General features: G+C 54.0%; 23 protein-coding genes, 1 tRNA gene and 2 riboswitches. Of the genes, 15 read left to right on the forward strand and 9 right to left on the reverse strand.

Features of this window, described 5'->3' with window-relative positions:
* Window positions 1-132: 132 nt before the first annotated feature.
* Window positions 133-264, forward strand: coding sequence for a hemin uptake protein HemP (gene hemP, locus ACXAGA_RS16160; RefSeq protein ID WP_475118536.1), 132 nt, complete (start codon window positions 133-135; stop codon window positions 262-264).
* Window positions 265-285: 21 nt separating this feature from the next.
* On the opposite strand, the gene nrdF is transcribed toward hemP, so the two are convergent.
* The 4 genes from nrdF to nrdH are packed head-to-tail and all read right to left on the reverse strand — an operon-like array spanning window position 286 to window position 4,027.
* Window positions 286-1,254, reverse strand: a complete 969-nt coding sequence (gene nrdF, locus ACXAGA_RS16165) for a class 1b ribonucleoside-diphosphate reductase subunit beta (RefSeq protein WP_475118503.1) — start codon at window positions 1,252-1,254, stop codon at window positions 286-288.
* 7 nt (window positions 1,255-1,261) lie between these two features.
* Window positions 1,262-3,400, reverse strand: a complete 2,139-nt coding sequence (nrdE, locus tag ACXAGA_RS16170) for a class 1b ribonucleoside-diphosphate reductase subunit alpha (RefSeq protein WP_475118504.1) — start codon at window positions 3,398-3,400, stop codon at window positions 1,262-1,264.
* The gene (nrdI, locus tag ACXAGA_RS16175; RefSeq protein WP_475118505.1) at window positions 3,382-3,798 is read right to left on the reverse strand and encodes a class Ib ribonucleoside-diphosphate reductase assembly flavoprotein NrdI; all 417 of its coding nucleotides are present in this window, start codon (window positions 3,796-3,798) and stop codon (window positions 3,382-3,384) included. Before nrdI ends, nrdE begins: the two co-directional genes overlap by 19 nt.
* 7 nt (window positions 3,799-3,805) lie before the next feature.
* Window positions 3,806-4,027: a glutaredoxin-like protein NrdH gene (gene nrdH / locus ACXAGA_RS16180; protein WP_475118506.1), complete on the reverse strand. Its 222-nt coding sequence runs from the start codon at window positions 4,025-4,027 to the stop codon at window positions 3,806-3,808.
* A 96-nt stretch (window positions 4,028-4,123) separates the two neighbouring features.
* A riboswitch (cobalamin riboswitch) is annotated at window positions 4,124-4,308 on the reverse strand.
* Between the two features lie 119 nt (window positions 4,309-4,427).
* Window positions 4,428-4,619: riboswitch (cobalamin riboswitch) on the forward strand.
* A 108-nt stretch (window positions 4,620-4,727) separates the two neighbouring features.
* Here nrdH and ACXAGA_RS16185 point away from each other — a divergent pair.
* Together ACXAGA_RS16185 and ACXAGA_RS16190 are read left to right on the forward strand one after the other, a co-directional pair.
* The gene (locus ACXAGA_RS16185; protein WP_475118507.1) at window positions 4,728-5,954 is read left to right on the forward strand and encodes an aromatic ring-hydroxylating oxygenase subunit alpha; all 1,227 of its coding nucleotides are present in this window, start codon (window positions 4,728-4,730) and stop codon (window positions 5,952-5,954) included.
* 3 nt (window positions 5,955-5,957) lie between these two features.
* The gene (locus ACXAGA_RS16190; RefSeq protein WP_475118508.1) at window positions 5,958-7,031 is read left to right on the forward strand and encodes an FAD-binding oxidoreductase; all 1,074 of its coding nucleotides are present in this window, start codon (window positions 5,958-5,960) and stop codon (window positions 7,029-7,031) included.
* On the opposite strand, the gene ACXAGA_RS16195 is transcribed toward ACXAGA_RS16190, so the two are convergent.
* A complete protein-coding gene (locus ACXAGA_RS16195; RefSeq protein ID WP_475118509.1) occupies window positions 7,028-7,567 on the reverse strand; it encodes a YdcF family protein in 540 nt (179 codons plus the stop codon). The two genes, ACXAGA_RS16190 and ACXAGA_RS16195, sit on opposite strands and share 4 nt — an antisense overlap.
* Before the next feature lie 4 nt (window positions 7,568-7,571).
* Here ACXAGA_RS16195 and ACXAGA_RS16200 point away from each other — a divergent pair, with 4 nt between their 5' ends.
* Window positions 7,572-7,838, forward strand: coding sequence for a TFIIB-type zinc ribbon-containing protein (locus ACXAGA_RS16200; RefSeq protein WP_475118510.1), 267 nt, complete (start codon window positions 7,572-7,574; stop codon window positions 7,836-7,838).
* A 67-nt stretch (window positions 7,839-7,905) separates the two neighbouring features.
* Window positions 7,906-8,313, forward strand: a complete 408-nt coding sequence (locus tag ACXAGA_RS16205; protein ID WP_475118511.1) for a universal stress protein — start codon at window positions 7,906-7,908, stop codon at window positions 8,311-8,313.
* Between the two features lie 33 nt (window positions 8,314-8,346).
* On the opposite strand, the gene ACXAGA_RS16210 is transcribed toward ACXAGA_RS16205, so the two are convergent.
* Entirely contained in the window at window positions 8,347-8,532 is a 186-nt protein-coding gene (locus tag ACXAGA_RS16210) for a PLDc N-terminal domain-containing protein (protein WP_475118512.1), read from the reverse strand.
* Window positions 8,533-8,684: 152 nt separating this feature from the next.
* On the opposite strand from ACXAGA_RS16210, the gene ACXAGA_RS16215 reads away from it, so the two are divergent.
* Window positions 8,685-8,810 (forward strand): hypothetical protein, encoded by a 126-nt coding sequence (locus ACXAGA_RS16215; RefSeq protein WP_475118513.1) that lies wholly within the window; start codon window positions 8,685-8,687, stop codon window positions 8,808-8,810.
* On the opposite strand, the gene uvrB is transcribed toward ACXAGA_RS16215, so the two are convergent.
* Window positions 8,807-10,999, reverse strand: coding sequence for an excinuclease ABC subunit UvrB (uvrB, locus tag ACXAGA_RS16220; RefSeq protein ID WP_475118514.1), 2,193 nt, complete (start codon window positions 10,997-10,999; stop codon window positions 8,807-8,809). The two genes, ACXAGA_RS16215 and uvrB, sit on opposite strands and share 4 nt — an antisense overlap.
* Window positions 11,000-11,132: 133 nt before the next feature.
* Between uvrB and ACXAGA_RS16225 the strand changes: the two genes are divergently transcribed.
* The 9 genes from ACXAGA_RS16225 to ACXAGA_RS16265 all read left to right on the forward strand — a co-directional run bounded on the left by ACXAGA_RS16225 (window position 11,133) and on the right by ACXAGA_RS16265 (window position 20,484).
* Entirely contained in the window at window positions 11,133-11,444 is a 312-nt protein-coding gene (locus ACXAGA_RS16225; RefSeq protein WP_475118515.1) for an ETC complex I subunit, read from the forward strand.
* Window positions 11,445-11,779: 335 nt separating this feature from the next.
* Window positions 11,780-12,793 carry a tRNA-dihydrouridine synthase gene (locus tag ACXAGA_RS16230; RefSeq protein ID WP_475118516.1) on the forward strand — a complete coding sequence of 338 codons (1,014 nt, stop codon included), beginning with the start codon at window positions 11,780-11,782 and terminating at the stop codon, window positions 12,791-12,793.
* A 131-nt stretch (window positions 12,794-12,924) separates the two neighbouring features.
* A complete protein-coding gene (locus tag ACXAGA_RS16235) occupies window positions 12,925-13,854 on the forward strand; it encodes an MYG1 family protein (RefSeq protein WP_475118517.1) in 930 nt (309 codons plus the stop codon).
* Between the two features lie 372 nt (window positions 13,855-14,226).
* The gene (locus ACXAGA_RS16240; RefSeq protein ID WP_475118518.1) at window positions 14,227-14,664 is read left to right on the forward strand and encodes a hypothetical protein; all 438 of its coding nucleotides are present in this window, start codon (window positions 14,227-14,229) and stop codon (window positions 14,662-14,664) included.
* A gap of 156 nt (window positions 14,665-14,820) precedes the next feature.
* The gene (locus tag ACXAGA_RS16245) at window positions 14,821-15,486 is read left to right on the forward strand and encodes a hypothetical protein (protein ID WP_475118519.1); all 666 of its coding nucleotides are present in this window, start codon (window positions 14,821-14,823) and stop codon (window positions 15,484-15,486) included.
* Entirely contained in the window at window positions 15,483-16,922 is a 1,440-nt protein-coding gene (locus ACXAGA_RS16250) for an O-antigen ligase family protein (RefSeq protein WP_475118520.1), read from the forward strand. Before ACXAGA_RS16245 ends, ACXAGA_RS16250 begins: the two co-directional genes overlap by 4 nt.
* 1 nt (window position 16,923) lies before the next feature.
* Window positions 16,924-17,733 (forward strand): metallophosphoesterase, encoded by an 810-nt coding sequence (locus ACXAGA_RS16255; protein WP_475118521.1) that lies wholly within the window; start codon window positions 16,924-16,926, stop codon window positions 17,731-17,733.
* Between the two features lie 3 nt (window positions 17,734-17,736).
* Window positions 17,737-19,890: a GumC family protein gene (locus ACXAGA_RS16260; RefSeq protein WP_475118522.1), complete on the forward strand. Its 2,154-nt coding sequence runs from the start codon at window positions 17,737-17,739 to the stop codon at window positions 19,888-19,890.
* A 165-nt stretch (window positions 19,891-20,055) separates the two neighbouring features.
* Window positions 20,056-20,484 (forward strand): hypothetical protein, encoded by a 429-nt coding sequence (locus ACXAGA_RS16265; protein ID WP_475118523.1) that lies wholly within the window; start codon window positions 20,056-20,058, stop codon window positions 20,482-20,484.
* Between the two features lie 127 nt (window positions 20,485-20,611).
* Here ACXAGA_RS16265 and ACXAGA_RS16270 read toward each other — a convergent pair.
* Window positions 20,612-20,686, reverse strand: a tRNA-Gln gene (locus tag ACXAGA_RS16270).
* A gap of 60 nt (window positions 20,687-20,746) precedes the next feature.
* A complete protein-coding gene (locus ACXAGA_RS16275) occupies window positions 20,747-22,051 on the reverse strand; it encodes a mechanosensitive ion channel domain-containing protein (RefSeq protein ID WP_475118524.1) in 1,305 nt (434 codons plus the stop codon).
* Window positions 22,052-22,106: the final 55 nt, after the last annotated feature.

Consider the following 22,106-nt stretch of genomic DNA (forward strand, 5'->3'; position numbering starts at 1 on the left):
TTTTGGGGGCGTCAATTTGGGTTGTAGGGCTGACGAAAAAGTGTATCTTACAAAAATAGTCAACAATTGGCGGGCTGCAATTCCGCCTCAACCTGAAAAGCCGCGAACATGGACATGTCGAACCACGATCAAATGACCGTACAAATACCGTGTCACGAAGCCGTCACCCTGACAAAGGGCGGGCAGACCGCAAATATTGTTCTGAATGGGCAGGTTTATACGCTGCGCATCACGCGCGCGGGAAAGCTGATCCTGACCAAATAATCAGGATCAGCGCGGGGATTTTTAGAAATCCCAATCTTCGTCTTCGGTCGCAACGGCTTTGCCGATGACATAGGACGACCCAGACCCCGAAAAGAAATCGTGGTTTTCGCTGTCGGTTGACAGGGCTGCCAGAATTGCGGGGTTTACCTCGCAGGCGGCGGGTGGGAACAGCGCCTCGAACCCTAGGTTTTGCAGGGCTTTGTTCGCGTTATAATGCAGGAACGCTTTGACGTCTTCGGTCAGGCCGATGTCGTCATAGAGTTCCTCTGCATATTTCGATTCAATCTCGTACAGATCGAACATCAGCGCAAAGGCGAAATCCTTTAGCTCTTGGCGGCGTTCTTCGGTCGCGGTTTCCAGCGCGCGCTGGAATTTGTAACCGATGTAATAGCCGTGGACGGCTTCGTCGCGGATGATCAGACGGATCAGATCTGCGGTGTTGGTCAGCTTTGCGCGGCTGGACCAGTACATCGGCAGATAGAACCCCGAATAGAACAGGAAACTTTCCAGAAAAACGCTGGCGATTTTGCGTTTCAGCGGGTCCGCGTCCGTATTGTATTCCTGCAAAACCAAACGTGCCTTGGCCTGAAGATGCGGGTTTTCTTCGGACCAGCGGAATGCCTCGTCGACCTCTTTCGTGGAACATAGGGTCGAAAAGATCGACGAATAGGACCGCGCGTGGACGGCCTCCATGAACGCGATGTTGGTCAGAACCGCCTCTTCGTGCGGAGTCTGGGAATCGGGCAACATGGCGGGCGCGCCAACGGCGTTCTGGATGGTGTCCAGCAGGGTCAGGCCGGTGAATACGCGGATCGTCAGTTCACGTTCCTCTGGGCGCAGGGTGCCCCAGCTGGGAATGTCGTTCGACAAAGGTACCTTTTCAGGCAGCCAGAAATTGACGGTCAGGCGGTTCCATACCTCTAGGTCTTTTTCGTCCTGAAGGCGGTTCCAGTTGATGGCGCGGGGGATGGATGTGGTCAGGTCTTTCATATCATCCTCACAAAGTACAAGAAACGCAGCCCTGAACCTCGGTCCCTTCTAGGGACGACTGGCGCAGGCGCACGTAGTAGATGGTTTTGATGCCTTTTTTCCACGCGTAGATCTGCGCGCGGTTGATGTCGCGGGTCGTTGCCTCGGCTGGGAAAAACAGCGTCAGGGATAGGCCCTGATCCACGTGTTCTGTGGCGGCGGCATAGGTGTCGATCAACGCTTCGGGGCCGATTTCATAGGCATCGCGATAGTATTCCAGATTATCGTTCGACATGAACGCGGCTGGATAATACACGCGGCCGATTTTGCCCTCTTTGCGGATTTCAACCTTGGACACGATCGGGTGGATCGAAGAGGTCGAATTGTTGATGTAGCTGATCGAACCCGTTGGCGGAACGGCCTGCAGGTTGCGGTTATACAGCCCGTGTTCCATCACCGATTTTTTCAGCGCAGCCCAATCATCGCGGGTCGGCAGGGTGACGTTCATACGGTCGAACAGCGCCTGAATTTCTTCGGTTTCAGGCAACCAATCACGGTCGGTGTATTTGTCGAAAAATTCACCTGTCGCATATGTTGATTTTTCGAAACCAGCGAATGTTTCGCCTTTTTCGATGGAGATTTGATTGGATGCGCGGATCGCGTGATAGGCGATAGCCGCGAAATAGACGCTGGTGAAATCCACGCCTTCGGTGCTGCCATAATGAATGCGTTCGCGGGCAAGGAACCCGTGCAGGTTCATCTGGCCTAGGCCGATAGCGTGGGCTTCGTCGTTGCCGCGGCGGATGGATGGCACGCTGTCGATGGCGGACATTTCCGATACGGCGGTCAGCGCACGGACGGCGGTTTCAACGGTTGCGCCGAAATCTGGGCTGTCCATGGTTTTCGCGATGTTCAGCGACCCAAGGTTACACGAAATGTCGGTGCCTAGGTGATCATAGGATAGGTCGTCGTTGAATTTCGACGCCTCGTTCACCTGCAGGATTTCCGAACACAGGTTCGACATGGTGATGCGGCCGTCGATTGGGTTCGCTTTGTTCACGGTGTCTTCGAACATGATGTAAGGGTAACCGGATTCGAACTGGATTTCCGCCAGGGTCTGGAAGAATTCGCGCGCGTTGATCTTTTTCTTGCGGATGCGTTTGTCGTCGACCATCTCGTCATATTTTTCAGTGACCGAGATTTCCGAGAAAGGCACGCCATAGACCTTTTCGATGTCATGGGGCGAAAACAGGTACATGTCTTCGTTCTTTTTCGCCAATTCGAACGTGATGTCAGGGATCACAACGCCCAGCGACAGGGTTTTGATGCGGATTTTTTCGTCGGCGTTTTCGCGTTTGGTATCCAAGAAACGCAAAATATCTGGGTGGTGCGCGTTCAGGTAAACCGCGCCCGCGCCCTGACGCGCGCCCAGCTGGTTCGCGTAAGAGAACGAATCCTCTAGCAGTTTCATCACAGGGATGACGCCCGAGGACTGGTTTTCGATGCCTTTGATCGGCGCGCCGTGTTCGCGGATGTTGGTTAGCATCAACGCCACGCCGCCGCCGCGTTTGGACAGCTGCAGGGCCGAATTGATGCCGCGACCGATGGATTCCATGTTGTCTTCTAGACGTAGAAGGAAACAGGAAATCAGCTCGCCGCGGCTTTTCTTGCCTGCGTTCAGGAACGTCGGGGTGGCAGGCTGGAAACGGCCGGCGATGATTTCGCGCATGAACGCCATCGCGTGTTCCTGATTGCCGCGTGCCAGCGCCAGCGACACCATAACAACTCGGTCTTCGAAACGTTCCAGATAGCGCTGACCGTCACGGGTTTTCAGCGTGTAGGACGTGTAATATTTGAACGCGCCCAAAAATGTCGGGAAACGGAATTTCGCAGCATAGGCCGCATCCCACATCTGGGTCAGGAATTCGCGAGGGTACTGGGCCAGAACGTCGGCCTCATAGTAGCCTTCTTCGACCAGATAACGCAGTTTTTCGTCCAGCGAATGAAAGAACACGGTGTTCTGGTTTACGTGCTGTAGGAAATACTGGCGGGCGGCCATGCGGTCTGCGTCGAAACGGATGTGGCCGTTTTCGTCGTACAGGTTCAGCATCGCGTTCAGCGCGTGATAGTCCAGTGTTTCGCCGTCTTTCATGCCGTGATCGAGCATGTCATCCCCTCAAACTTTTCCAGTCCCGCGCGGACGCGGTTGATGTCTGTTTCGGTGCCCGCCAGTTCGAATTTATACAGCAGCGGCACGTTGCATTTTTTCGCGATAACATCGCTGGCCATCCCATAGGTCGGGCCGAAATTTCTGTTTCCTGTGCCGATCACACCGCGAATGAAACTGCGGCGGGCAGGATCGTTTAGGAAACGGATAACTTGTTTGGGAACCGCGCCGTTGCCGTTTCCGTCCGCATAGGTGGGACAAATCAGGACATAGGGCGCGGCAATCTTTGGTTGATCTGTATTCGCATCAATCGGAATACGCTGGGCTGGCAGACCCAAGGCATCGATAAACCTTTGTGTGTTCCCAGAACGGGACGAAAAGTAGACGATGCCGATCATTGTGTGATTAGGCCAGACGGCCAATCAGGTCAGGGCGGAAACCGGACCAGTGATCTTCGCCAGCGACAACAACCGGTACCTGACGGTAGCCCATTTCGGTCACGCGCGAATGTGCGTCGTCGTCTTCGGTCAGGTCGATGACTTGGTAATCCAGGCCTTTGGCTGCTAAAGCGCGAGTCGTTGCGGTGCACTGAACGCAGGCTGGTTTGGAATATACTGTGATTGTCATTGCTCGGTTCCCCAGTTGGTTTTTTAAAGCGACGCAGGGACGTGGAGCAGGCGAAAATATGCCACCTATATGCGCTCCCAGACCCTCCGTCTGTGGTCGTACTATGGTGCTTCGGCAGGTCTCCTGACTTGCGGCTTTGACGCTTGGCTGGCCTTCCCGGGGTGACCCAGTGGCGATTCAGCTATGCTTGCCGCTAACAGTTGCGGGGGCAGTGCCAGAATTACACTGGCTTCCCTCTTAGCCCGTGATGAATCACAGGAACCTTAGCAACATCATCTAGATATTTTTGTTCACCTTTCGTCAATATTTAGTTTTCCACAATCGCCTGTGGGTAAAATTTTTCCGTGCCGATTTTGCACCGTTCAGGTCGTTTTCGGGCCAATTGCATAGGGATTAGGCTGCTATCGTATAGGGGTAAGGTGCGGGCCCACGGGTCCGAGAATTGGGAAGCCGGTGCAATACCGGCGCTGCCCCCGCAACGGTAACTAGGTTTAGGCGCGGCGACATACCACTGGGGAGGAGCCGGGAAGGTGTCGCGCTAGGGTTTTGCCCAACTAGAAGTCCGGAAACCAGCCTTGCTGAAACGTCAACCGCGGGCGGCGGTGCAGACGCGGATCAGGCGCGCAATTTTCGCGCGCCCCGTGGCCTGTTTGTCGTCCCACCCATTTTTATCGCCGTGATTTGCGGCAGGAGAACGACAATGACGCTGCAAGTGTCCCAGATGTTGGCCGAACGGGTTCCAGGGCATGCGCTGCCTCGTGCGGCATATACGGACGCATCGATTTTTCAGGCTGATCTACAGACGATATTCTATCGTCAGTGGCTGTTTGTTGCGCCTGCCTGTGAATTACCAAAGGCGGGAAATTACATTACCCATCAGGTCGGCGACTATCGCGTCATAGTTGTTCGCGGCACAGACGGCGAAATTCGCGCGTTCCACAATTCGTGTCGTCACCGCGGGTCGGTTTTGTGCTCAAAGGCCAAAGGAACGTCCCCGAAATTGGTGTGCCCGTATCACCAATGGACCTATGAATTGGATGGTCGCCTGTTGTGGGCCAAAGATATGGGTGCTGATTTCGATGCGTCGAAACACGGGTTGAAAACCGTTCACTGCCGCGAACTGGCGGGATTGGTCTACATTTGTCTGGCCGAAGAGGCACCCGATTTCGACACCTTTGCCGAACTGGCGCGCCCCTATCTGGAACACCACGATTTGGCAAATGCCAAGGTCGCGTTTGAATCGTCGATCATTGAAAACGGCAACTGGAAACTGGTCTGGGAAAATAACCGCGAATGTTACCACTGCGCGGGCAACCACCCTTCGCTGTGCCGCACCTACCCCGAAGACCCGTCAATCACTGGCGTAGAAGAGGACGGATCGGTCCCCGAACGCCTGCAAAACCATTTCGACCGACTGGAAAATGCAGGCATCAAGTCGCAGTTTCATATCGCGCAGGGCGGTCAGTACCGTTTGGCCCGCGTGCCGCTGAATCTGGGCACCAAAAGCTATACCATGGACGGCGAATTCGCCGTGACGCGGAAACTGGGAAACATCGGCGTTGATGATGCGGGTCCTTTGCTGCAATTCCATTACCCAACCACGTGGAACCATTTCCTGCCTGATCATTCGATCGTTTTCCGCGTGACCCCCATCAGCCCGACGGAAACGCAGGTCACCACGAAATGGCTGGTGCACAAAGACGCAGTCGAAGGCGTGGATTACGACCTGAACCGCTTGACCGAGGTCTGGATGCATACCAACGACGAAGACCGCGAAGTGGTTGAAAACAACCAAGCCGGCATCAATTCGCCCGCATTCGTCCCTGGCCCGTATTCCGCCATTCAGGAATCCGGCGTCATTCAGTTTGTCGATTGGTACTGCGCCCAGATGGCGGGCGGCACCGAACTAAAAATCGCGGCGGAGTAAGCGATGAAAGACCTACCCATCCCCCCGCGTGCGATTTGGACCGATGCAGAGCCGTTAGAATGTGTATCCGTCATTCCAGAGGTGCCACATACCGCAACCTTTACGTTTCGGTCCCCAACGGGCGCGATGTTTGATTTCCTACCGGGTCAATTTCTGACGCTGGAAATTCCTGCGCCAACAGGCACCGTCCATCGGACCTACACGATTTCATCGTCGCCTTCGCGGCCTCGGTCGATTTCGATCACGGCCAAGGCGCAGGATGACAGCATCGGCACCCGCTGGATGATCGATCATCTGAAACCGGGCATGCAGCTAAAGGCGTTCGGCCCCGCAGGTGTGTTCACCCATATGAACAAACCCGCCGAAAAATATCTGTTCATCACCGCAGGCAGCGGCATCACGCCCGCCATGTCGATGACGACGTATATGTGGGATCTGGGCCAAGAACCCGACATCGTTTTCGTCAACTGCGCCAAACGCCCGTCCGAGATTATTTTCCGCGAACGTCTGGAACACATGGCCAGCCGCGTTCCGGGGATCAAACTGAAATGGATCGTGGGCGAGGCGGACCCCTATAAACCGTGGACAGGGTTCGAAGGGCAGTTCAATCAGCTGATGCTGGGCCTGCTTGCGCCTGATTATCTGGAACGCGATGTCTATTGTTGCGGGCCTGAACCGTTCATGTTGGCCGTGCGCGAAGCGTTGGCCGGTCTGGGCTATGACATGGACCGCTACAATCAGGAAAGTTTTCAAGCACCAGCCGAAACCGCATCTGACGTGCCCGACATCGACGATCTGGTGCCGGACGAGGATACCAGCGCCGAGGTCACCTTTGCCCTGTCTGGCGTCACGGCCAAGGTTGCGCAGACGGATACCATTTTGGCAGCGGCAAAATCGAACGGCCTGAATATCCCGTCGGGCTGCACATTCGGCGTTTGCGGCACGTGTAAGGTCAAGAAAACGTCGGGCGATGTGCACATGGTGCACAACGGCGGCATTTCCGATGATGACATTGCGGATGGCTACATTCTGGCCTGTTGTTCCAACCCGATCGGCAAGGTCGAGGTAGAGGTCTAACGCCAGTATTTTATCAGATAGTAGGGGATGGCGATTGCCTCTCTTGCTGCGGCGCGAATTTGTGTCCCCGTTTTCGCGCCGCGCCCTGATGGGCAGGCAAATTGGGGGCGAAACCCATGATGCCGCGCAACCAGCCAAGATCGCGGAACATGATACCAATTGGTCACTATGGTAATTTCTTTCGTATCGGTTAGTAATTTGGAAAGCGCGAAATTTTCGTAAGTTGACGTTGCTTTGTCCTCAACCGTGATCGCGTCGTCGGGCACGCCGTTTGCGATCAAAACGCGGTGCATAATGGATGCTTCGGTCGGGGGATATTTGCCTAAACCGCCCGTCACGATGATGTGTGAAATGGCGCCTGCGTTGTATAATTCAGCGCCCTTTAGAACGCGGCGCATCAACGCGGGCGATGCGCCGTTTTTCCAGACCGCTGCCCCTAGAATGATGGCCGTTTTACCCATTTGCGACAGAATTTCCCACTTGCGCCGTTCAATAGCGAACCCATCTAGGATGTAGACGAATAGAAAAAGGATCAACCGAATGAAGTGTCCAATCGACGGCGAACTATTGGTTATGGCGACCCGCGAAGGTGTCGAAATCGATTACTGCCCCAAATGCCGTGGTGTTTGGCTGGATCGTGGCGAATTGGATAAAATCATCGAACGATCCTCTGCCGCGCCCGAACCCGCGCCAGCACCGCGATATGACGACCGCGATTATCGTCGTGATGACGACGACTATAAATACCGCAAGTCGTACAAGAAAAAGCGCAAAGAAAGTTTCCTGTCCGAACTATTCGATTTCTAGGTGATCTGGATCAAGGCAACTTGGATCGGCGCGGGCGATGATTTCTGCAAGCTTGCAGGAGATTGCCATGTACAAACACGTCCTAGTGCCCGTTGCCTTTGATGCAGGGTTCGAACATCTGGATCCGCTGCCCATTGCCAAAACGCTGGTCGCAGGCGGCGGTAAGATCAGTTTGCTTCATGTAATGGAAGAAGTTCCCAGCTATGCTGTGAGCTTTATGCCTGATGATTTCAGAAACGAAAGCCGCGACGCGATCCGTGCCGAACTACAGGGCATGGCCGCGCGGTTGCCGAATGCGAATGTCTGGGTCGTGGATGGCCACGCGGGGCGCACCATTCTGGATTGGGCCGAAGAACACGCCGTCGATCTGATCGTTATGGCGTCGCATCATCCGGGTTTGGGGGATTATCTGCTGGGATCAACGGCTGCGCGTGTTGTGCGACATGCAAATTGTTCTGTGCACGTCATTCGATGAAAAAAGGGCGGGGAAATCCCCGCCCGATTTGTTTTATACCGTTGCTGTCGACGAACGCGGACCGGCGACCAGCCACGCGACAAAGCCCAGCACAGGCAGGAAGAATACAACCAGCGCCCAAATCAGTTTGGACAGGCCGCTTGCGCGCGAACCGATGATTTGAATGATTGCGTAGATGTCAGCGATCAGAACGATCAGACCAAAAATACCATATTCCATTATACTCACTCCAATTGAACATTTGATAGAACAACGCCCAGCGATTGGTTTTGTTCCGATGTGTCTTGGTCGCCATGTTCGCAATTTGGTGAATTTTTAGGGTTCCCTGTGCAAAGAGGATCATACAGAACCGTCACGCAAAGGAGTGAACGATGCGTGTTTTGTTAATGATTGCTATTTTATCGACGCTGACGGCCTGTGGGCCGCGCAAAATGGTTGGCGCGGTTGTCAAAACAGGTGTTGCCGCCACCTATGTCGCGACAGACATCGTGTTTTAACGCGATTTGCGGCTGCGTTTGTTGCCGCCGCGTTGCCCTGCTCGGCCAGCGGATGATCGTCCTGATGCTTTGCGGCTTTCTTCGACCGCGGAATCAACAGCGGATTGACGGGCCAAAGGATCGTCCGACACCACCAAATCCACAGTTTCCAGACGTTTGATTTCGTCGCGCAGGCGGGCGGCTTCTTCGAATTCCAGATTTTCGGCGGCTTTGCGCATGTCGGTGCGCAGCCCATCCAGAACGGATTCCAGATTGCCACCATGCAGCGGTTTATCGATCGTTGCCGTGACGCGAGATTGGTCGGTGTCGCCGTTGTATAGGCCGGCCAGAATATCCTCGACGTTCTTTTTGACGGTCTGCGGCGTGATCCCGTGTTCTTCGTTATAGGCCATCTGACGGGCGCGGCGGCGTTCGGTTTCTTTCATCGCGCGGTCCATCGACCCCGTGATTTTATCCGCATACATGATCACACGGCCTTCGGCGTTACGTGCGGCGCGGCCGATGGTCTGAACCAAAGACGTTTCGGATCGCAAGAAACCTTCTTTATCTGCGTCGAGAATGGCGACCAATCCGCATTCGGGGATGTCCAGACCTTCGCGCAATAGGTTGATCCCGATCAGCACGTCGAATGCCCCCAGTCGCAGGTCACGCAGGATTTCGATCCGTTCAATGGTGTCGATGTCCGAATGCATGTATCGGACCTTGATCCCCTGTTCATGCAGGTATTCGGTCAAATCTTCGGCCATGCGTTTGGTCAAAGTGGTGCACAAAACGCGGTAGCCGTCGGCGGTGACGCGGCGGATTTCGTCCAGCAGATCGTCGACTTGGGTTTCTACGGGCCGAATTTCGATCACGGGGTCCAATAGGCCTGTGGGGCGAATGATCTGTTCGGTGAAAACGCCGCCCGTTTGTTCCAGTTCCCACGCGGCGGGGGTGGCCGACACATAGATCGACTGCGGGCGCATGGCGTCCCATTCTTCGAACTTTAGCGGGCGGTTATCCATGCACGACGGCAGGCGGAACCCGTGTTCGGCCAGCGTGAATTTGCGGCGATAGTCGCCTTTGTACATCGCGCCGATTTGCGGAACCGATACGTGGCTTTCGTCAGCGAACACAATCGCGTTGTCGGGGATGAATTCGAACAACGTGGGCGGTGGTTCCCCCGGAGCGCGACCCGTCAGATACCGCGAATAGTTTTCGATGCCGTTGCAAACGCCCGTTGCCTCTAGCATCTCCAGATCGAAATTCGTTCGCTGTTCCAGGCGCTGGGCTTCTAGCAGTTTGCCTTCGTCCTGCATCTGTTTCAGGCGCACGGCCAATTCTTCTTTGATGCCTTTGATCGCCTGATTCATCGTCGGGCGGGGCGTAACATAGTGGCTGTTCGCGTAGATGCGGACCTTTTCAAAGGTATCGGTTTTTTCGCCTGTCAGCGGGTCGAATTCGTGGATCGCCTCTAGCTCTTCGCCAAAGAACGACAAACGCCACGCGCGGTCGTCCAAGTGTGCGGGCCAAATTTCCAGACTGTCGCCGCGCACACGGAAGCAGCCGCGCTGGAACGCAGCATCGTTACGGCGGTATTGCTGGGCGACCAGATCGGCCATGACTTGGCGCTGATCATACATTTTGCCTGCAAACAGGTCCTGGGTCATAGCCGAATAGGTTTCGACCGAACCGATGCCGTAGATACAGGACACGGACGCCACGATAATAACGTCGTCCCGTTCCAACAGCGCCCGCGTGGCCGAGTGGCGCATGCGGTCGATCTGTTCGTTAATCTGACTTTCCTTTTCGATATAGGTGTCCGACCGCGGCACGTAGGCCTCTGGCTGATAATAGTCATAGTAGGACACGAAATATTCGACGGCGTTGTCCGGAAAGAACCCTTTGAATTCGCCATATAGCTGGGCCGCCAGCGTTTTGTTCGGGGCAAGGATGATGGCAGGGCGCTGGGTTTCTTCGATCACCTTGGCCATGGTGAATGTTTTACCCGTGCCCGTTGCGCCGAGCAGAACCTGATCGTGATCGCCGCCCAAAACGCCAGCTGCCAATTCTTTGATCGCGGTAGGCTGGTCGCCCGCAGGTTCAAAGGATGTGTTCATGACAAATTGTTTGCCGCCCTCCAGCTTTTCACGCTGTTGGGGCGCGCGGTTTTGCATGACCGGCATTTGTTCGGGCGAATTGTTGTGCATATCGGCTCCTGATGTCGGGTCTATAATGTGCTCTTTTTGTTCGCCTTCAAGGGCCAAAGGCGCATTGGTCTATCGCGTCTTGAACTGTGCGGCGTTTTTCGGGATAAGAGGCCAACAAATACGGAGCTATCCAATGCGTGCACGAATCTACCGTCCAGCTAAGACCGCTATGCAATCCGGCGTTGCCAAGACCAAACAGTGGGTTTTGGAGTACGCTCAATCGTCCGCACGTGACATCGACCCGCTGATGGGTTGGACATCGTCGTCCGACACCCAAACGCAGGTTAAATTGCGTTTCGATACCAAAGAGGCGGCTTTGGAATACGCCGAAGCGCACGGTATCGACGCTGTGGTTCAGGAACCAAAACAGCGCGCCGTGAACATTCGCGCGGGTGGTTACGGCGAAAACTTTGCCACAAATCGTCGTGGTGCTTGGACTCACTAACAGTCCACTGACGACATTTATTCCGTTGTGATTGAACCTAGGGCGCCCAATGGGCGCCTTTTGTCTGTCTGGGTTTTTGGTATGATTATGCTTAGACAGCGGGCAAAGTTCTAAAAAATGTGCGTTTTTCGGGTCGTTTGCGCCAAGTTTCGTCTGATCCGCCCTTTGGTCGCTGAAATAGTTGACATATTTCACGATCGGTCTGAATATTTTTACCAGACGGTAAAATAAGGAATGCTGCGTTGCCCACTCTTGCTACAAAATTCACCGGCCTAGATTTTGTAAATCCTTTCGTTTTGGCGTCGGCGCCACCGACCGAAAGCAAACGAAAGATCATGAAGGCGTTTGAATCCGGCTGGGGCGGTGTTGTGACCAAAACCATCGGTTTGCATCCTGTTGAAAACGTCGCCGGACCGCGCACCATTTTTCAGCGGGCAAGTGAAACAAAACCGTATGTGTCGCGAACCAAACGCCCTGATAGCGTGTCGCATTCGTCGTGGAATTGGGAATTGATTTCTGACCAGCCGTTGGATTTGTGGCTGCCTGACCTGGAAGAGATCAAATCGACATATCCTGACCGAATGCTGATTGGGTCAATTATGGCTGGTACCGGCAGCGAAGAAGAAATGAACAATTGGCGCAAATTGGCCACCGCTTGCGTCGGTGCGGGGTGCGATGCGCTAGAGCTGAATTTGTCCTGCCCGCATATGGATCGCAAAGATATGGGCGCGCATATCGCCAATGATGAAGACATCATTCGGTCTATCATGGAGGCGGTGACATCTGTTGTTAGTGTCCCGATTTGGGTCAAGCTAACGCCAGCAACGTCGACGGTGGTTGATGGTGCGCGGGCGGCTTATGACGCGGGGGCTTCTGCGATTTCGCTGTGCAATACATTTCCGTCGATGCCATTGATGGACCCCGAAACCATGAAGTTCGAAGTTGAGGTTGATGGCTATGTATCGTCGGGCGGCATGGGCGGTTTGGCGATTTTGAACCAAGCCCTGCAAAGGGTTTCAGATATTTCGCGTGCTTTGCCTGGTAAATCGATTTCCGGCATTGGCGGGATCAAAGGGTTTAACGAAGCCTTTAATTTCATCGCCCACGGCGCGGGCAACCTTCAGGTCTGTACCGCCGCGATGGAGGAAAAAGGCAGCGGCGGTGTTGGCGTCAAATTGATCCAAGACCTCAAGGACGATTTGCTGGACTATCTGACGCGCAAAGGGTTCGACAGCATTGACGATTTCAAAGGTATCGCTTGCGATCGCGTCGTCGAACAGTCGCAAATTCGACGCAAGAGCGAAGATTACAACGGTGGTTTCGTCGCAGAAGTCGAAGAGGTCGAATAGGCACCTAACGCTGGCTTGTGCTGGATGTGCGATTTGCGTTAGGCAGGGTGCGATCCGCAGGGCAAAGGCCTGTGATTGAATTGGCGGCGATCTGAACGGTCGCCGTTTTCATTTGAGCCATAGGTGATTTCATGACCATATCGCATCTTGTGACCCATTCGGGTGGATTTCATGCCGACGAGCTGCTTTCGTCGGTCATTCTGACGCGTTTGTTTCCGGATGCGACCATCGTGCGGACACGAGATGATGACTGGATCACACCTGGCGCTGGCAAAATTATTTATGATGTGGGCCGCGCATATGATGCGGATCAGTTCATTTTTGATCACCACCAGCGCCCAACGCCTTTGCGCGATGATGAAAATCCCTACAGTTCATTTGGGTTGGTGTGGAAACACTTCGGCCGTGACTATTTGGCGGCGTTAGATATTCCAGAAACGCACATCGAAGATATCTGGACCAGTTTCGATAAGGGCTTTGTTTTGCCCATCGACCAAATGGACAATGGTGCGATGAACCCATCTGTCGCGGGGCCATTGGTTGCGATGACGCTGCCTGTTTTGCTGGAGAGCCTAAAGCCTGAATTCGATAATCGTGCCGACGGCGTTGATGATGACGCGTTCATGCGTGCATTGCCGATTGCGCGCGCGTTTGTCGAAGCTTCGATTGGGAAAAAAGCGGCCAAAAGACGTGCTGAGGCGATGGTTATGGATGCGATCACTGCGGCGGGCGATTCCGCGATCCTAGAATTGCCGATGGGGATGCCGTTCCGTTCCGCGATTGATAAGGCAGAAGCGGACCATTTGCTGTTTGTGGTGAACCCTAGGGGGACCGATTGGGCGATTGGCGGCATTCGGATCAGCGGCGATAGTTTTGAACAGCGTGCTGATTTGCCTGCAGCATGGGCCGGTCTGACGGACGAAGATCTGGAAAAAGCCAGCGGCGTAAAGGGCGCAAAGTTTTGCCATAACGGCCTATTTATCGCTGTGGCTGCAAATCGCGATGCGGCGATGAAAATGGCTGAAATTGCTGTTGAACAGGCGCAGACGCCGCAAAATTAAACCCTAGCGAAAGCGGTCCGGAAAAAGAATCACCTGCGGCAGCGCAGGTGGCATGCCTTTTGCAAGCTGCCGCGCCGGCCGATCCCGTTTCAGTTGCATCGTTAGAAAAATGTTATACCACCAATGAGATTTTTGTAGCGTATGGCGGATTGCCTTAATGGCACCTCAGATTACCCGAACGTCTAGCTAGGTAAGCGGGCGTTATATCCCTCTATGCCGACGACTTGAGGTAAATCCTCAATATTTTCCGCAATATAGGGGCGAACTCGAAAGCAGTCGTAAACCAGAAATGGTGTTTGCTGAAAACGCAAGTCACCGCGCCAAATCGTGCTGCCGCCGAAAATGTATGCGTAAGAAAAAGGTAATCCGTTGATGTCCCGTGTCACGTTGTTTGGAAAAATCGCTGTTGTGCTGCTTATGGTTGTTGGCGGACTGGCTCAGGCTGCGCCGAATGTGCGCGTGATCAGGAATGATCCGGGCGGCAATGTGAATGATTATCTGATGAACGTGAATATAGCGGTGCTTACGGGGGAAACCATTCGCATCGATGGCTGGTGTGCGTCTGCGTGCACGTTGTATCTGGCATCGGTAAACACCTGCGTGACACGTAGCGCGAATTTTGGGTTCCACGCGCCGCGCGGCGGATCTGCTGCCGACAATCGCCATGCCGCGCAAGTTATCAGCACGCGTCTGCCTGCACCTTTGGCGCAATGGTACCTGCAGAATGCTGCATTTTTGCCCGAGGACCAGCACGTCACCCTGTCCGGGCGTCAGTTGGTACAAATGGGTGCCGCGCGCTATTGTCGCTAAACTGGGCAATTACAGCCTGATTTTGTTTGAATCTTGCAACGCAAAGGGGGGATTGTCTTACCTTGCGTTGCTATAAGTCATTTGCAAAGGTAACCTAAGCTTACATTTTTTTAAGGCCGGACCGTTGGGGCAATTTGGCGGTTCAGGAGTTGAACGTTGAATATTTTTCGTAACGCAATGGTTTTGGCCGGATTAGCGTCAGTGGCTTTTGCGTGTTTTGCTGCTAGATCGGAATTTAATTCGGTCATGGCGGCGCCTGATGAAACGCAAATGTATTTGTCTGCGCTACAACAGCAGCCAGATTTTGAATCGTCGCTGTCGAACACCAGTCAGACCTTTCAGATGCGTAATTGCGATGACTACCTGTCTTCGATCGTGGGGCCGTTGTTTGGACGGACGGCGTTGGAAAACGTCGCTGTCGCCTGTGAAAAACGTGCATCAGAAATATTGGCCGTGTCGCCAAATGCGGCTGTGGCGCATCTGGTTCGTGCAGATGCTTTGGCGATCATCGGACAGCCAGATGAATCGTTCGCGGCATATGAACGATCTTATGAACTTGCGCCGTCCGAAGGCTGGCTCGCGACGCGGCGCATGCGGTTGGCGTTTCGTTTGGGCGCTGCGGCGCTGGGCGATGCCGCGGCAAATGATGCCAAGCTGATGGTCGAAAGCCATCTTTATCGCCCGTACCTGGTCGATCTATATCAATCAAACCCAGCTCATCGCGAATGGTTAGCGTCAGCTTTAGACGGTGCTGATCCCGGTGCGTTGCGCACATTCCTGCGCCTTGTTCGCCAAGCGTCGCAGGGAGGAGCCGCCCTGTGATCGATTTTTCCCACGTAAAGCCGGCGGCGGTAAATACATCGCGGGCAAAACAGCCTCAGACGCGCCAGTCGTTGTTCGAATATGAAGTTGTCGAAATTTATGAACGAAAACTTCGGGAATCGCCCAAAGCTGCGTCGCGATTGAATGACGTGATGGCAAAAGTCATCGCGATCTTATTGTTTTTGATGCCCGTTCCATACGGCGCCAACAGGCCACTTGCGTGGTTGGCTGCGATATTCCTGATTGGTGCTGTGACTGCGATTTATTTCGTGATGATTGCGCGTTTCGACCCCAATCGCCCGACGCAATTTAGAAATTACCGCTGGGTCGTTTTCCCCGGTTTGGCGGCGGTCGTTTGGTCTGTCATTCAGATCATACCAGTGGGCGGTGCGGCGCTGTCTGAAACAGTGTCGGCAACGGCACTGGCGATACCGCGCATGGTTTCCTATGGCCTGTTATTTGTCCTGATTTCAGAGGTTTGTACAAACCGTGTGCGCACAGAAAAGCTTGTGACTTGGGTCTTTTACGGCATTGTCGCCCATGCGGTTTGGGCGCTGTTGTCCCTTAGCGTTTTTGGCGACACTTTGCTGTTTCAGGCCAAAACAACATACGAAGGTTTCGCGACGGGTACCTTTATCAACCGAAACTCTTTCGCGACCTATATGGGTATGGGCGTTATTATCGGCGCCGCGATGGTTCTGTTCGAAATGCGATCGCCCGCGCGCCGTTCCCCTAATCGCAAATCGCGCGTCAAAGGGTTCACCACCGATGCTGCCTATACGACCATATTGGTCTTTGTCGTCTTTGCGGCGCTTTTGGCGTCTGGGTCTCGACTTGGGTTGGCGTCAACGATCGTGGGGGCTTGGGCCACCATCGTTGTGATCCTGTTGAAAACGGGTATTTCCCGCGCCCGCGTGATCTTTGGTTCGGCTGGCGCAGCGGTTGCTGGCGGGGCCGTTTTGGCGGTTATGTTCGGTCAATCGTTGCTACAGCGATTGGTGTTCTTGTTCGTAGATTCTGAAACGCGGATCGAATTGTATCGGCAAACCTTGACGATGATTGCCAACCGTTGGGCGACGGGTTTTGGTTTGGATAGCTATGAAATTGCCTTTCATGGCTTTCACGCCCCGACGCTATCGACGTCGCTGATTTGGGATAAACCTCACAACACCTATCTGACACTGTGGTCAGAGCTGGGCGTGATTGCCGGTTCGTTGCCTATGCTTTCCGTCTTGATCGCGTTCGTCATGGTCGCGCGGTCCGTGTTCGTGCGCGAACGTAGCTATTTCCCCGCCGCTGCCGCGACTGGTGTGATCGTGTTGGGGGCGATGCATTCGCTGGGTGATTTCAGCCTGGAAATCGCAGCCAACACCTATGTGTTTGTGGCCATTGTTGCGCTGGGTCTGGCCCGCCGCAGCCGCGCGAGGGAGTATTAAGATGCTGTTTGGCCGTCCCCAAATGCAAAACACTGTCGCGCATCGAATTTTGCGTCTGAAACAACAGCCCGCAGCGATCTACGCGATTGGCGATATTCATGGGTGTCTAGATCTGTACGATGATCTGGAACAACAGATTGTCGCCGATGGTGCGTCAATCAATGGGCCAAAGCTGATCGTTTGTCTGGGCGATGCCGTTGACCGTGGGCCGAATACGGCTGGCATGCTGGATCGTTTGATCGGTCCTGCGCCTGAAAACTTTGATCGGATTGTGCTGCGCGGCAACCACGAAGACATGATGGTCAAGTTCATCGAAACTCCGGAACGGCATCTGAATTGGATCGATTTCGGAGGAGAGGAAACGCTGGCCTCTTACGGTGTAAGGCCGACCACAGAAAAAGGGTTTTGTGCGGAAACGCGCATACTGAAACGCAAACTGGATGTCGGCATTCCGGATGCCCACCGCGTGTTTTTGAATGGTTTGCCGATTGCACTGGAAATAGGCAACCTGCGCTTTGCGCATGCAGGTTATGGTTTGGGAACGGATGCGGCACAGCAATCCCCCGAATTATTGCTGTGGGGCCCGCCCGAGCAATGCGATGGCTATTCAGGCGACGAAGTTTTGGTTCATGGCCATGTGATTGTTGATGATGTTTTGATGACCGATAATCGTGTAAACGTAGATATCGGGGCCTATCAGTCGGGGCGATTGGCGGCTGTGCGTTTTATTCCGGGGTCGAACGACCGAAAGTTATTAGTAGCGACAAAGCCTGGTGTGAAAACACCTGTGGTGAATTTGAAGGACGATTAATTAATGCAAGAAAATCAGGATTTCATTGACCTGAGAGACGTTGTAGCGGTGCTACGTCGACAAGCCCGTTTGATTGGCATCACTGTTTTGATCGTTTTGGCTGTCGCGTTTGTCTACCTGACGCAAGCCACGCCTTTGTATACGGCAACGGCGCTGGTCAAAATCGACCCCCAAGAAACCAACCTTTTGGATCCAACGCAGGTGGGCAACAGCAATTCGTCCATCGAAAGCACGCGTTTGGAAACCGAGGTGGAAATTCTGAAATCGTCGAATTTGGCCATTCAGACGATCACTGCGCTGGACCTGCAAAACACCGCGGAATTTGGTCCATCGGTTTCGCTGCTAGATCAGTTCAAGGTCGCATTGGGCTTTGAACTGCCTGCTGCGCCTAGTGGCTCTCAGCTGCTTAGCTCTAGCTTGAAACGTTTTGGTGATGCGTTGACGGTGCGCCGCCGTGGTTTGACGTATATTGTTGCGGTTCAGGCCACGACAGCCGATCCGGAACTGTCGGCGCAAATTGCAAATACGCACGCGGCGACCTACATCCAGGATCAAATCGCCAGCCGCTCCAGCACGTCGATTGCATCGCGCGATGTTCTGCAGGGGCAGCTACAAACCGCGCGCACGCGACTGGAACAAAGCAATTCGGCTCTGAGCGATTATATCGAGACCAACGTTGTTCGACTGGCCGAAGAAACCGGTAATCCAGAATTGGCAGCCATCGGTCGTCAGTTGCAAAACACAAACGCTCAGATTGCTGATTTCGAACAAACCATCGCCTTGGCGCAGAATGCGTTTGAGGCGGGTGATTGGGAAACATTGGCGGCTCAGGTCGGCGACTCTGCGTTGACAGCGTTGGAACGCCAGCGTCAACAATTGCAAAACCGTCTACAATCCGCCGAAGCAGGATCATCCGAAGCCTTTGATCTGGCTGCCGGTCTGGCCGAACTAGAAACCCAAATCGCTGTAAGGGGCGAGGCTGCCTTTGCTAGCCTAGAAACGCAGATGTTGGATTTCCAGGACAGCCGTATCGCGCTACAGGACGAAGCGCAGCGCGCCGCGCTGGAAAGCGAATTGTCGCCTGCGACCTTGGCTGACATCTATAGTCTGCAACAAGAGGCAGGGATCGCCCAGCGTCAGTACGATCAGCTGTTGGGCCGTATCCGCGATTTGGAAACTCAGGCTGTGCTGCAAGTTGCAAACAGCCGCGTCGTGTCTGATGCGCTTGTGCCGACCGGTCCATCTTATCCGAACAAAAAACTTGTGATGGCTTTGGCGATGGTTTTGGGCGCGGGTCTGGGTGTGGGTCTGGCATTCCTAAAGGAATTTTATTTTGGCGGCATCACGTCGGCCAGCCAGCTAAAGAATATCGTGCCAGTGCCCATGGGCGGTATCATTCCAAAGGTGAACACCACCGATGTGACCGAGGTGTTGTCGGATCGCGTTATTTCCGACCCGATGTCCCCCTTTGCTGAATCGTTCCGAAAACTACGGGCGAGTGTGGACGAAGAAATCGGTCAGACCGACGGTGGCCGTGTGATTATGGTGACCTCTGCCATCCCAGCCGAAGGTAAATCGACGACCGCTCTCGCCCTTGCGCGGACATATGCATCGGCTGGCAAGCTGACATTGCTGATTGACGCCGACCTGCGCAATCCCAGCATTCACGGATATGTGGGGGCCGAGCCTGAAACGGGTTTGTTGGAGTATCTGATGGACCGCACGTCGCATCCACGCAAGGATGCAAAATCCAACGATCTGCTGGATGGCGAACAAGAAGTCGAACAGTTTTATGTGGTCGATCCTTTAACGAATGCGGGTGTAATTTTGGGGCGTAAAAAATCGAACGTGCCAACGGATGCGCCACTGCAATCTGATGTATTTGCCGGCCTTCTGAATGGCGCCCGCCAAAGCTTTGACGTGATTATCGTCGATACCGCGCCTTTGGTCCCAGTTGTTGATACGCGGTATGTGACGCCGCACGTGGATGCGGCTGTATTGTGTGTCCGATTCGGTGAGGCGACGCAGTCCGAGGTGCGCAACGCCTATGAGCAATTGACCAAAGCAGGGCGGGGAAATGTGAAAATCGTCACGGCTCTCAGCTGTTTCGAAGGATCAAACCGCAGCTATCGCTATGACGGCTACTATGGTGCTTAATTTTTGGACTCAACCGTTGCGACATTGTCAAAAAAGCGCTTTAGACTAATGATTAATCTATCGGATATTCAAAATGTATCCGATAGGTGTTATTGTGATAACGAGTATTTATGCTTTTCGCGGTGTTATCGGTTAACGAGCGTCGCACATTTATAGAGGTTTACTATGAAAAAGTTCATTTCTGCTGCTGCAGTCACTATTTCGCTTAGTCTTAGCTCTGTCGCGTACGCGCAGGAACTGAATCTGGACGCGCTGTTGGCTAATCTGTCTGCCGCTTGTAGCGCCCAACCTGCACAATGCGACCAGTTTACCGCTGACGCGATGGACACGCTTCAGGCTGCCGGTCTGTCCGAAGATGCTTTGAACCAAAGCATTGGCGCGGTGATCGCGACGATTACTGTTGTTGCGAACTCGCTTCCTCCGGGCCAGAAAGTGCAAATTGCTCAGGCTGTAAACGTCGCTGCTGGTGGTTTCCAAGGCAACGGTCCAGCTGTTCAGGCGCAGATCGCGGCGGCAAACGGTATCAACACGGCCCTGTCTAACGGCGGCAACGTTGACAACGCTGTATTCTCGCAATTGGGTAGCGGCAACTAAGCCCCCCAATTTCAGCGCATTTGGAAAGCCCGGTCATTTGACTGGGCTTTTTCATTTTTAGGCGTTGAAACTAAATACGAAAACAGCGCCCGTAGGGCGTTAATTTTCTGTCTTTATAGGGAAATACTGGCTGGGGTGGTAGGATTCGAACCTACGGTGCGCGGTACCAAAAACCGGTGCCTTACCACTTGGCTACACCCCAGCAGTGGTGCGCTAATTAACGTCTGCTTCGGGGGGGATCAAGAGTGTTTCGACAAAAACTTCACTCTTTTTTCGCGCCACCGTCCAAAAGGTCTTCGGTGTCTTTATTATCGCGTTCTTCGTTGATTAATCGGTCCAAAGCGGCATCGGTTTCAGCAGAAACTGGCGAAATTTCTGTGTGGTTCGTCGACATAGCCGCAGGTTTGGACTGCGTTGGTTGATCCAGCGACCCCTCTACGCGAATCCTATACGTGGTGTCGGGCATTTCGATGCTCTGAGATTCGAAAACGCCTTTGACTTGGCGGATCGCTTCGCCTCTGGCCAGATTGATAGATGTTTGATTCTGATCGATCCATCCAGCCACCGTAATGCCGACCCCAGATTCGGTTATCGTATCAATCCAGCTTTCTGTGGCGGGGCTTTTGATCACAAAGGGCAGGGCCTGAACGGTTTGCGCCGCCAATGACCGCGCATGGCCGATATCGGACGTGGTCGCGACATATAGCGTGAATAGAAACCGTCGCTCTTCGTTCTGGCTGAAATTCACGATCCGGCTTTTGAACACGGTCGCGTTGGGGATGCGGATGTGATTGCCATCGAACGACAGCAAAATCGTAGCGCGGCTGGTCAGTCGAATGACTTTGCCCTGATCGCCATTGATTTCGACCACATCATTGGGGCGGAACGGTTGGCGCAATGATAACATGACCGAGGCGATGTAATTTTCGACGGTGTCTTTCACGGCAAAGCCTAAGGCCAGACCGATAATCCCCGCAGCGCCCAGAATGGTCGATAACAGCGCGGTCGCATTCAGGATATCCAATGCGATGACCAGTCCCGCCAACCCGAACATCAAAATAACGATCTGACGGTACAGATCAGCGACAAAGCTGTTTGGCGCAAGGCGCGCCCAGAAACGGCGCATAGCCGCAATACGGGTGCCAATCCATAATATGACAGCAAAGACCGCTATGGCGACCAGAACAACAGGCAGGTTGGCCAGAAACTGTTCCCAGCGGGCCTGAAACCGATCTAGCGCAGGATCCAGCCGTCGCCCTAGATCGGCTGTTTCGACGACATCATTTTTGATCGCAACCACACCTTCGACGCGATTGACCAGCGCATTTAGCGCACTGATTTCTGTGGCAGAGGTGGTGGTCCCATCCAAGGTCACGATGCCGTCGGTCACTGTCACCGTGACGTCTTCGTATCCGCCCAGTTCCTGAATGATATCACTGATGCGGTCGGCAATTGCGCTGTCGCTTGCGACTGTGCTGCCTGTGGTGATCGTACCAGTTGGTGCGTCTTGCGCTGTCGCGGTGAGCGCAAAAATACATGCGGCCAGAATGGCGAAAAATCTGAACATGAAAAAACCTGCCCTTAAATCTAAGGGCAGGTTAGCATGGTTATCGGTTGGCGAA

It is taken from the genome of Marivivens sp. ABH4_498 (assembly GCF_056160585.1).

Bases quoted from the DNA above. Each gene is read 5' to 3' on its own strand.
- ACXAGA_RS16190 (WP_475118508.1), top strand. From the start codon at position 5,958: ATGAAAGACCTACCCATCCCCCCGCGTGCGATTTGGACCGATGCAGAG.
- ACXAGA_RS16215 (WP_475118513.1), top strand. From the start codon at position 8,685: ATGCGTGTTTTGTTAATGATTGCTATTTTATCGACGCTGACGGCCTGT.
- ACXAGA_RS16235 (WP_475118517.1), top strand. From the start codon at position 12,925: ATGACCATATCGCATCTTGTGACCCATTCGGGTGGATTTCATGCCGAC.
- ACXAGA_RS16200 (WP_475118510.1), top strand. From the start codon at position 7,572: ATGAAGTGTCCAATCGACGGCGAACTATTGGTTATGGCGACCCGCGAA.
- ACXAGA_RS16205 (WP_475118511.1), top strand. From the start codon at position 7,906: ATGTACAAACACGTCCTAGTGCCCGTTGCCTTTGATGCAGGGTTCGAA.
- uvrB (WP_475118514.1), bottom strand. From the start codon at position 10,999: ATGCACAACAATTCGCCCGAACAAATGCCGGTCATGCAAAACCGCGCG.
- nrdF (WP_475118503.1), bottom strand. From the start codon at position 1,254: ATGAAAGACCTGACCACATCCATCCCCCGCGCCATCAACTGGAACCGC.
- hemP (WP_475118536.1), top strand. From the start codon at position 133: ATGACCGTACAAATACCGTGTCACGAAGCCGTCACCCTGACAAAGGGC.
- ACXAGA_RS16260 (WP_475118522.1), top strand. From the start codon at position 17,737: ATGCAAGAAAATCAGGATTTCATTGACCTGAGAGACGTTGTAGCGGTG.
- nrdH (WP_475118506.1), bottom strand. From the start codon at position 4,027: ATGACAATCACAGTATATTCCAAACCAGCCTGCGTTCAGTGCACCGCA.
- nrdI (WP_475118505.1), bottom strand. From the start codon at position 3,798: ATGATCGGCATCGTCTACTTTTCGTCCCGTTCTGGGAACACACAAAGG.
- ACXAGA_RS16185 (WP_475118507.1), top strand. From the start codon at position 4,728: ATGACGCTGCAAGTGTCCCAGATGTTGGCCGAACGGGTTCCAGGGCAT.
- ACXAGA_RS16255 (WP_475118521.1), top strand. From the start codon at position 16,924: ATGCTGTTTGGCCGTCCCCAAATGCAAAACACTGTCGCGCATCGAATT.
- ACXAGA_RS16240 (WP_475118518.1), top strand. From the start codon at position 14,227: ATGTCCCGTGTCACGTTGTTTGGAAAAATCGCTGTTGTGCTGCTTATG.
- ACXAGA_RS16275 (WP_475118524.1), bottom strand. From the start codon at position 22,051: ATGTTCAGATTTTTCGCCATTCTGGCCGCATGTATTTTTGCGCTCACC.
- ACXAGA_RS16210 (WP_475118512.1), bottom strand. From the start codon at position 8,532: ATGGAATATGGTATTTTTGGTCTGATCGTTCTGATCGCTGACATCTAC.
- ACXAGA_RS16265 (WP_475118523.1), top strand. From the start codon at position 20,056: ATGAAAAAGTTCATTTCTGCTGCTGCAGTCACTATTTCGCTTAGTCTT.
- ACXAGA_RS16230 (WP_475118516.1), top strand. From the start codon at position 11,780: ATGAAGGCGTTTGAATCCGGCTGGGGCGGTGTTGTGACCAAAACCATC.
- nrdE (WP_475118504.1), bottom strand. From the start codon at position 3,400: ATGCTCGATCACGGCATGAAAGACGGCGAAACACTGGACTATCACGCG.
- ACXAGA_RS16225 (WP_475118515.1), top strand. From the start codon at position 11,133: ATGCGTGCACGAATCTACCGTCCAGCTAAGACCGCTATGCAATCCGGC.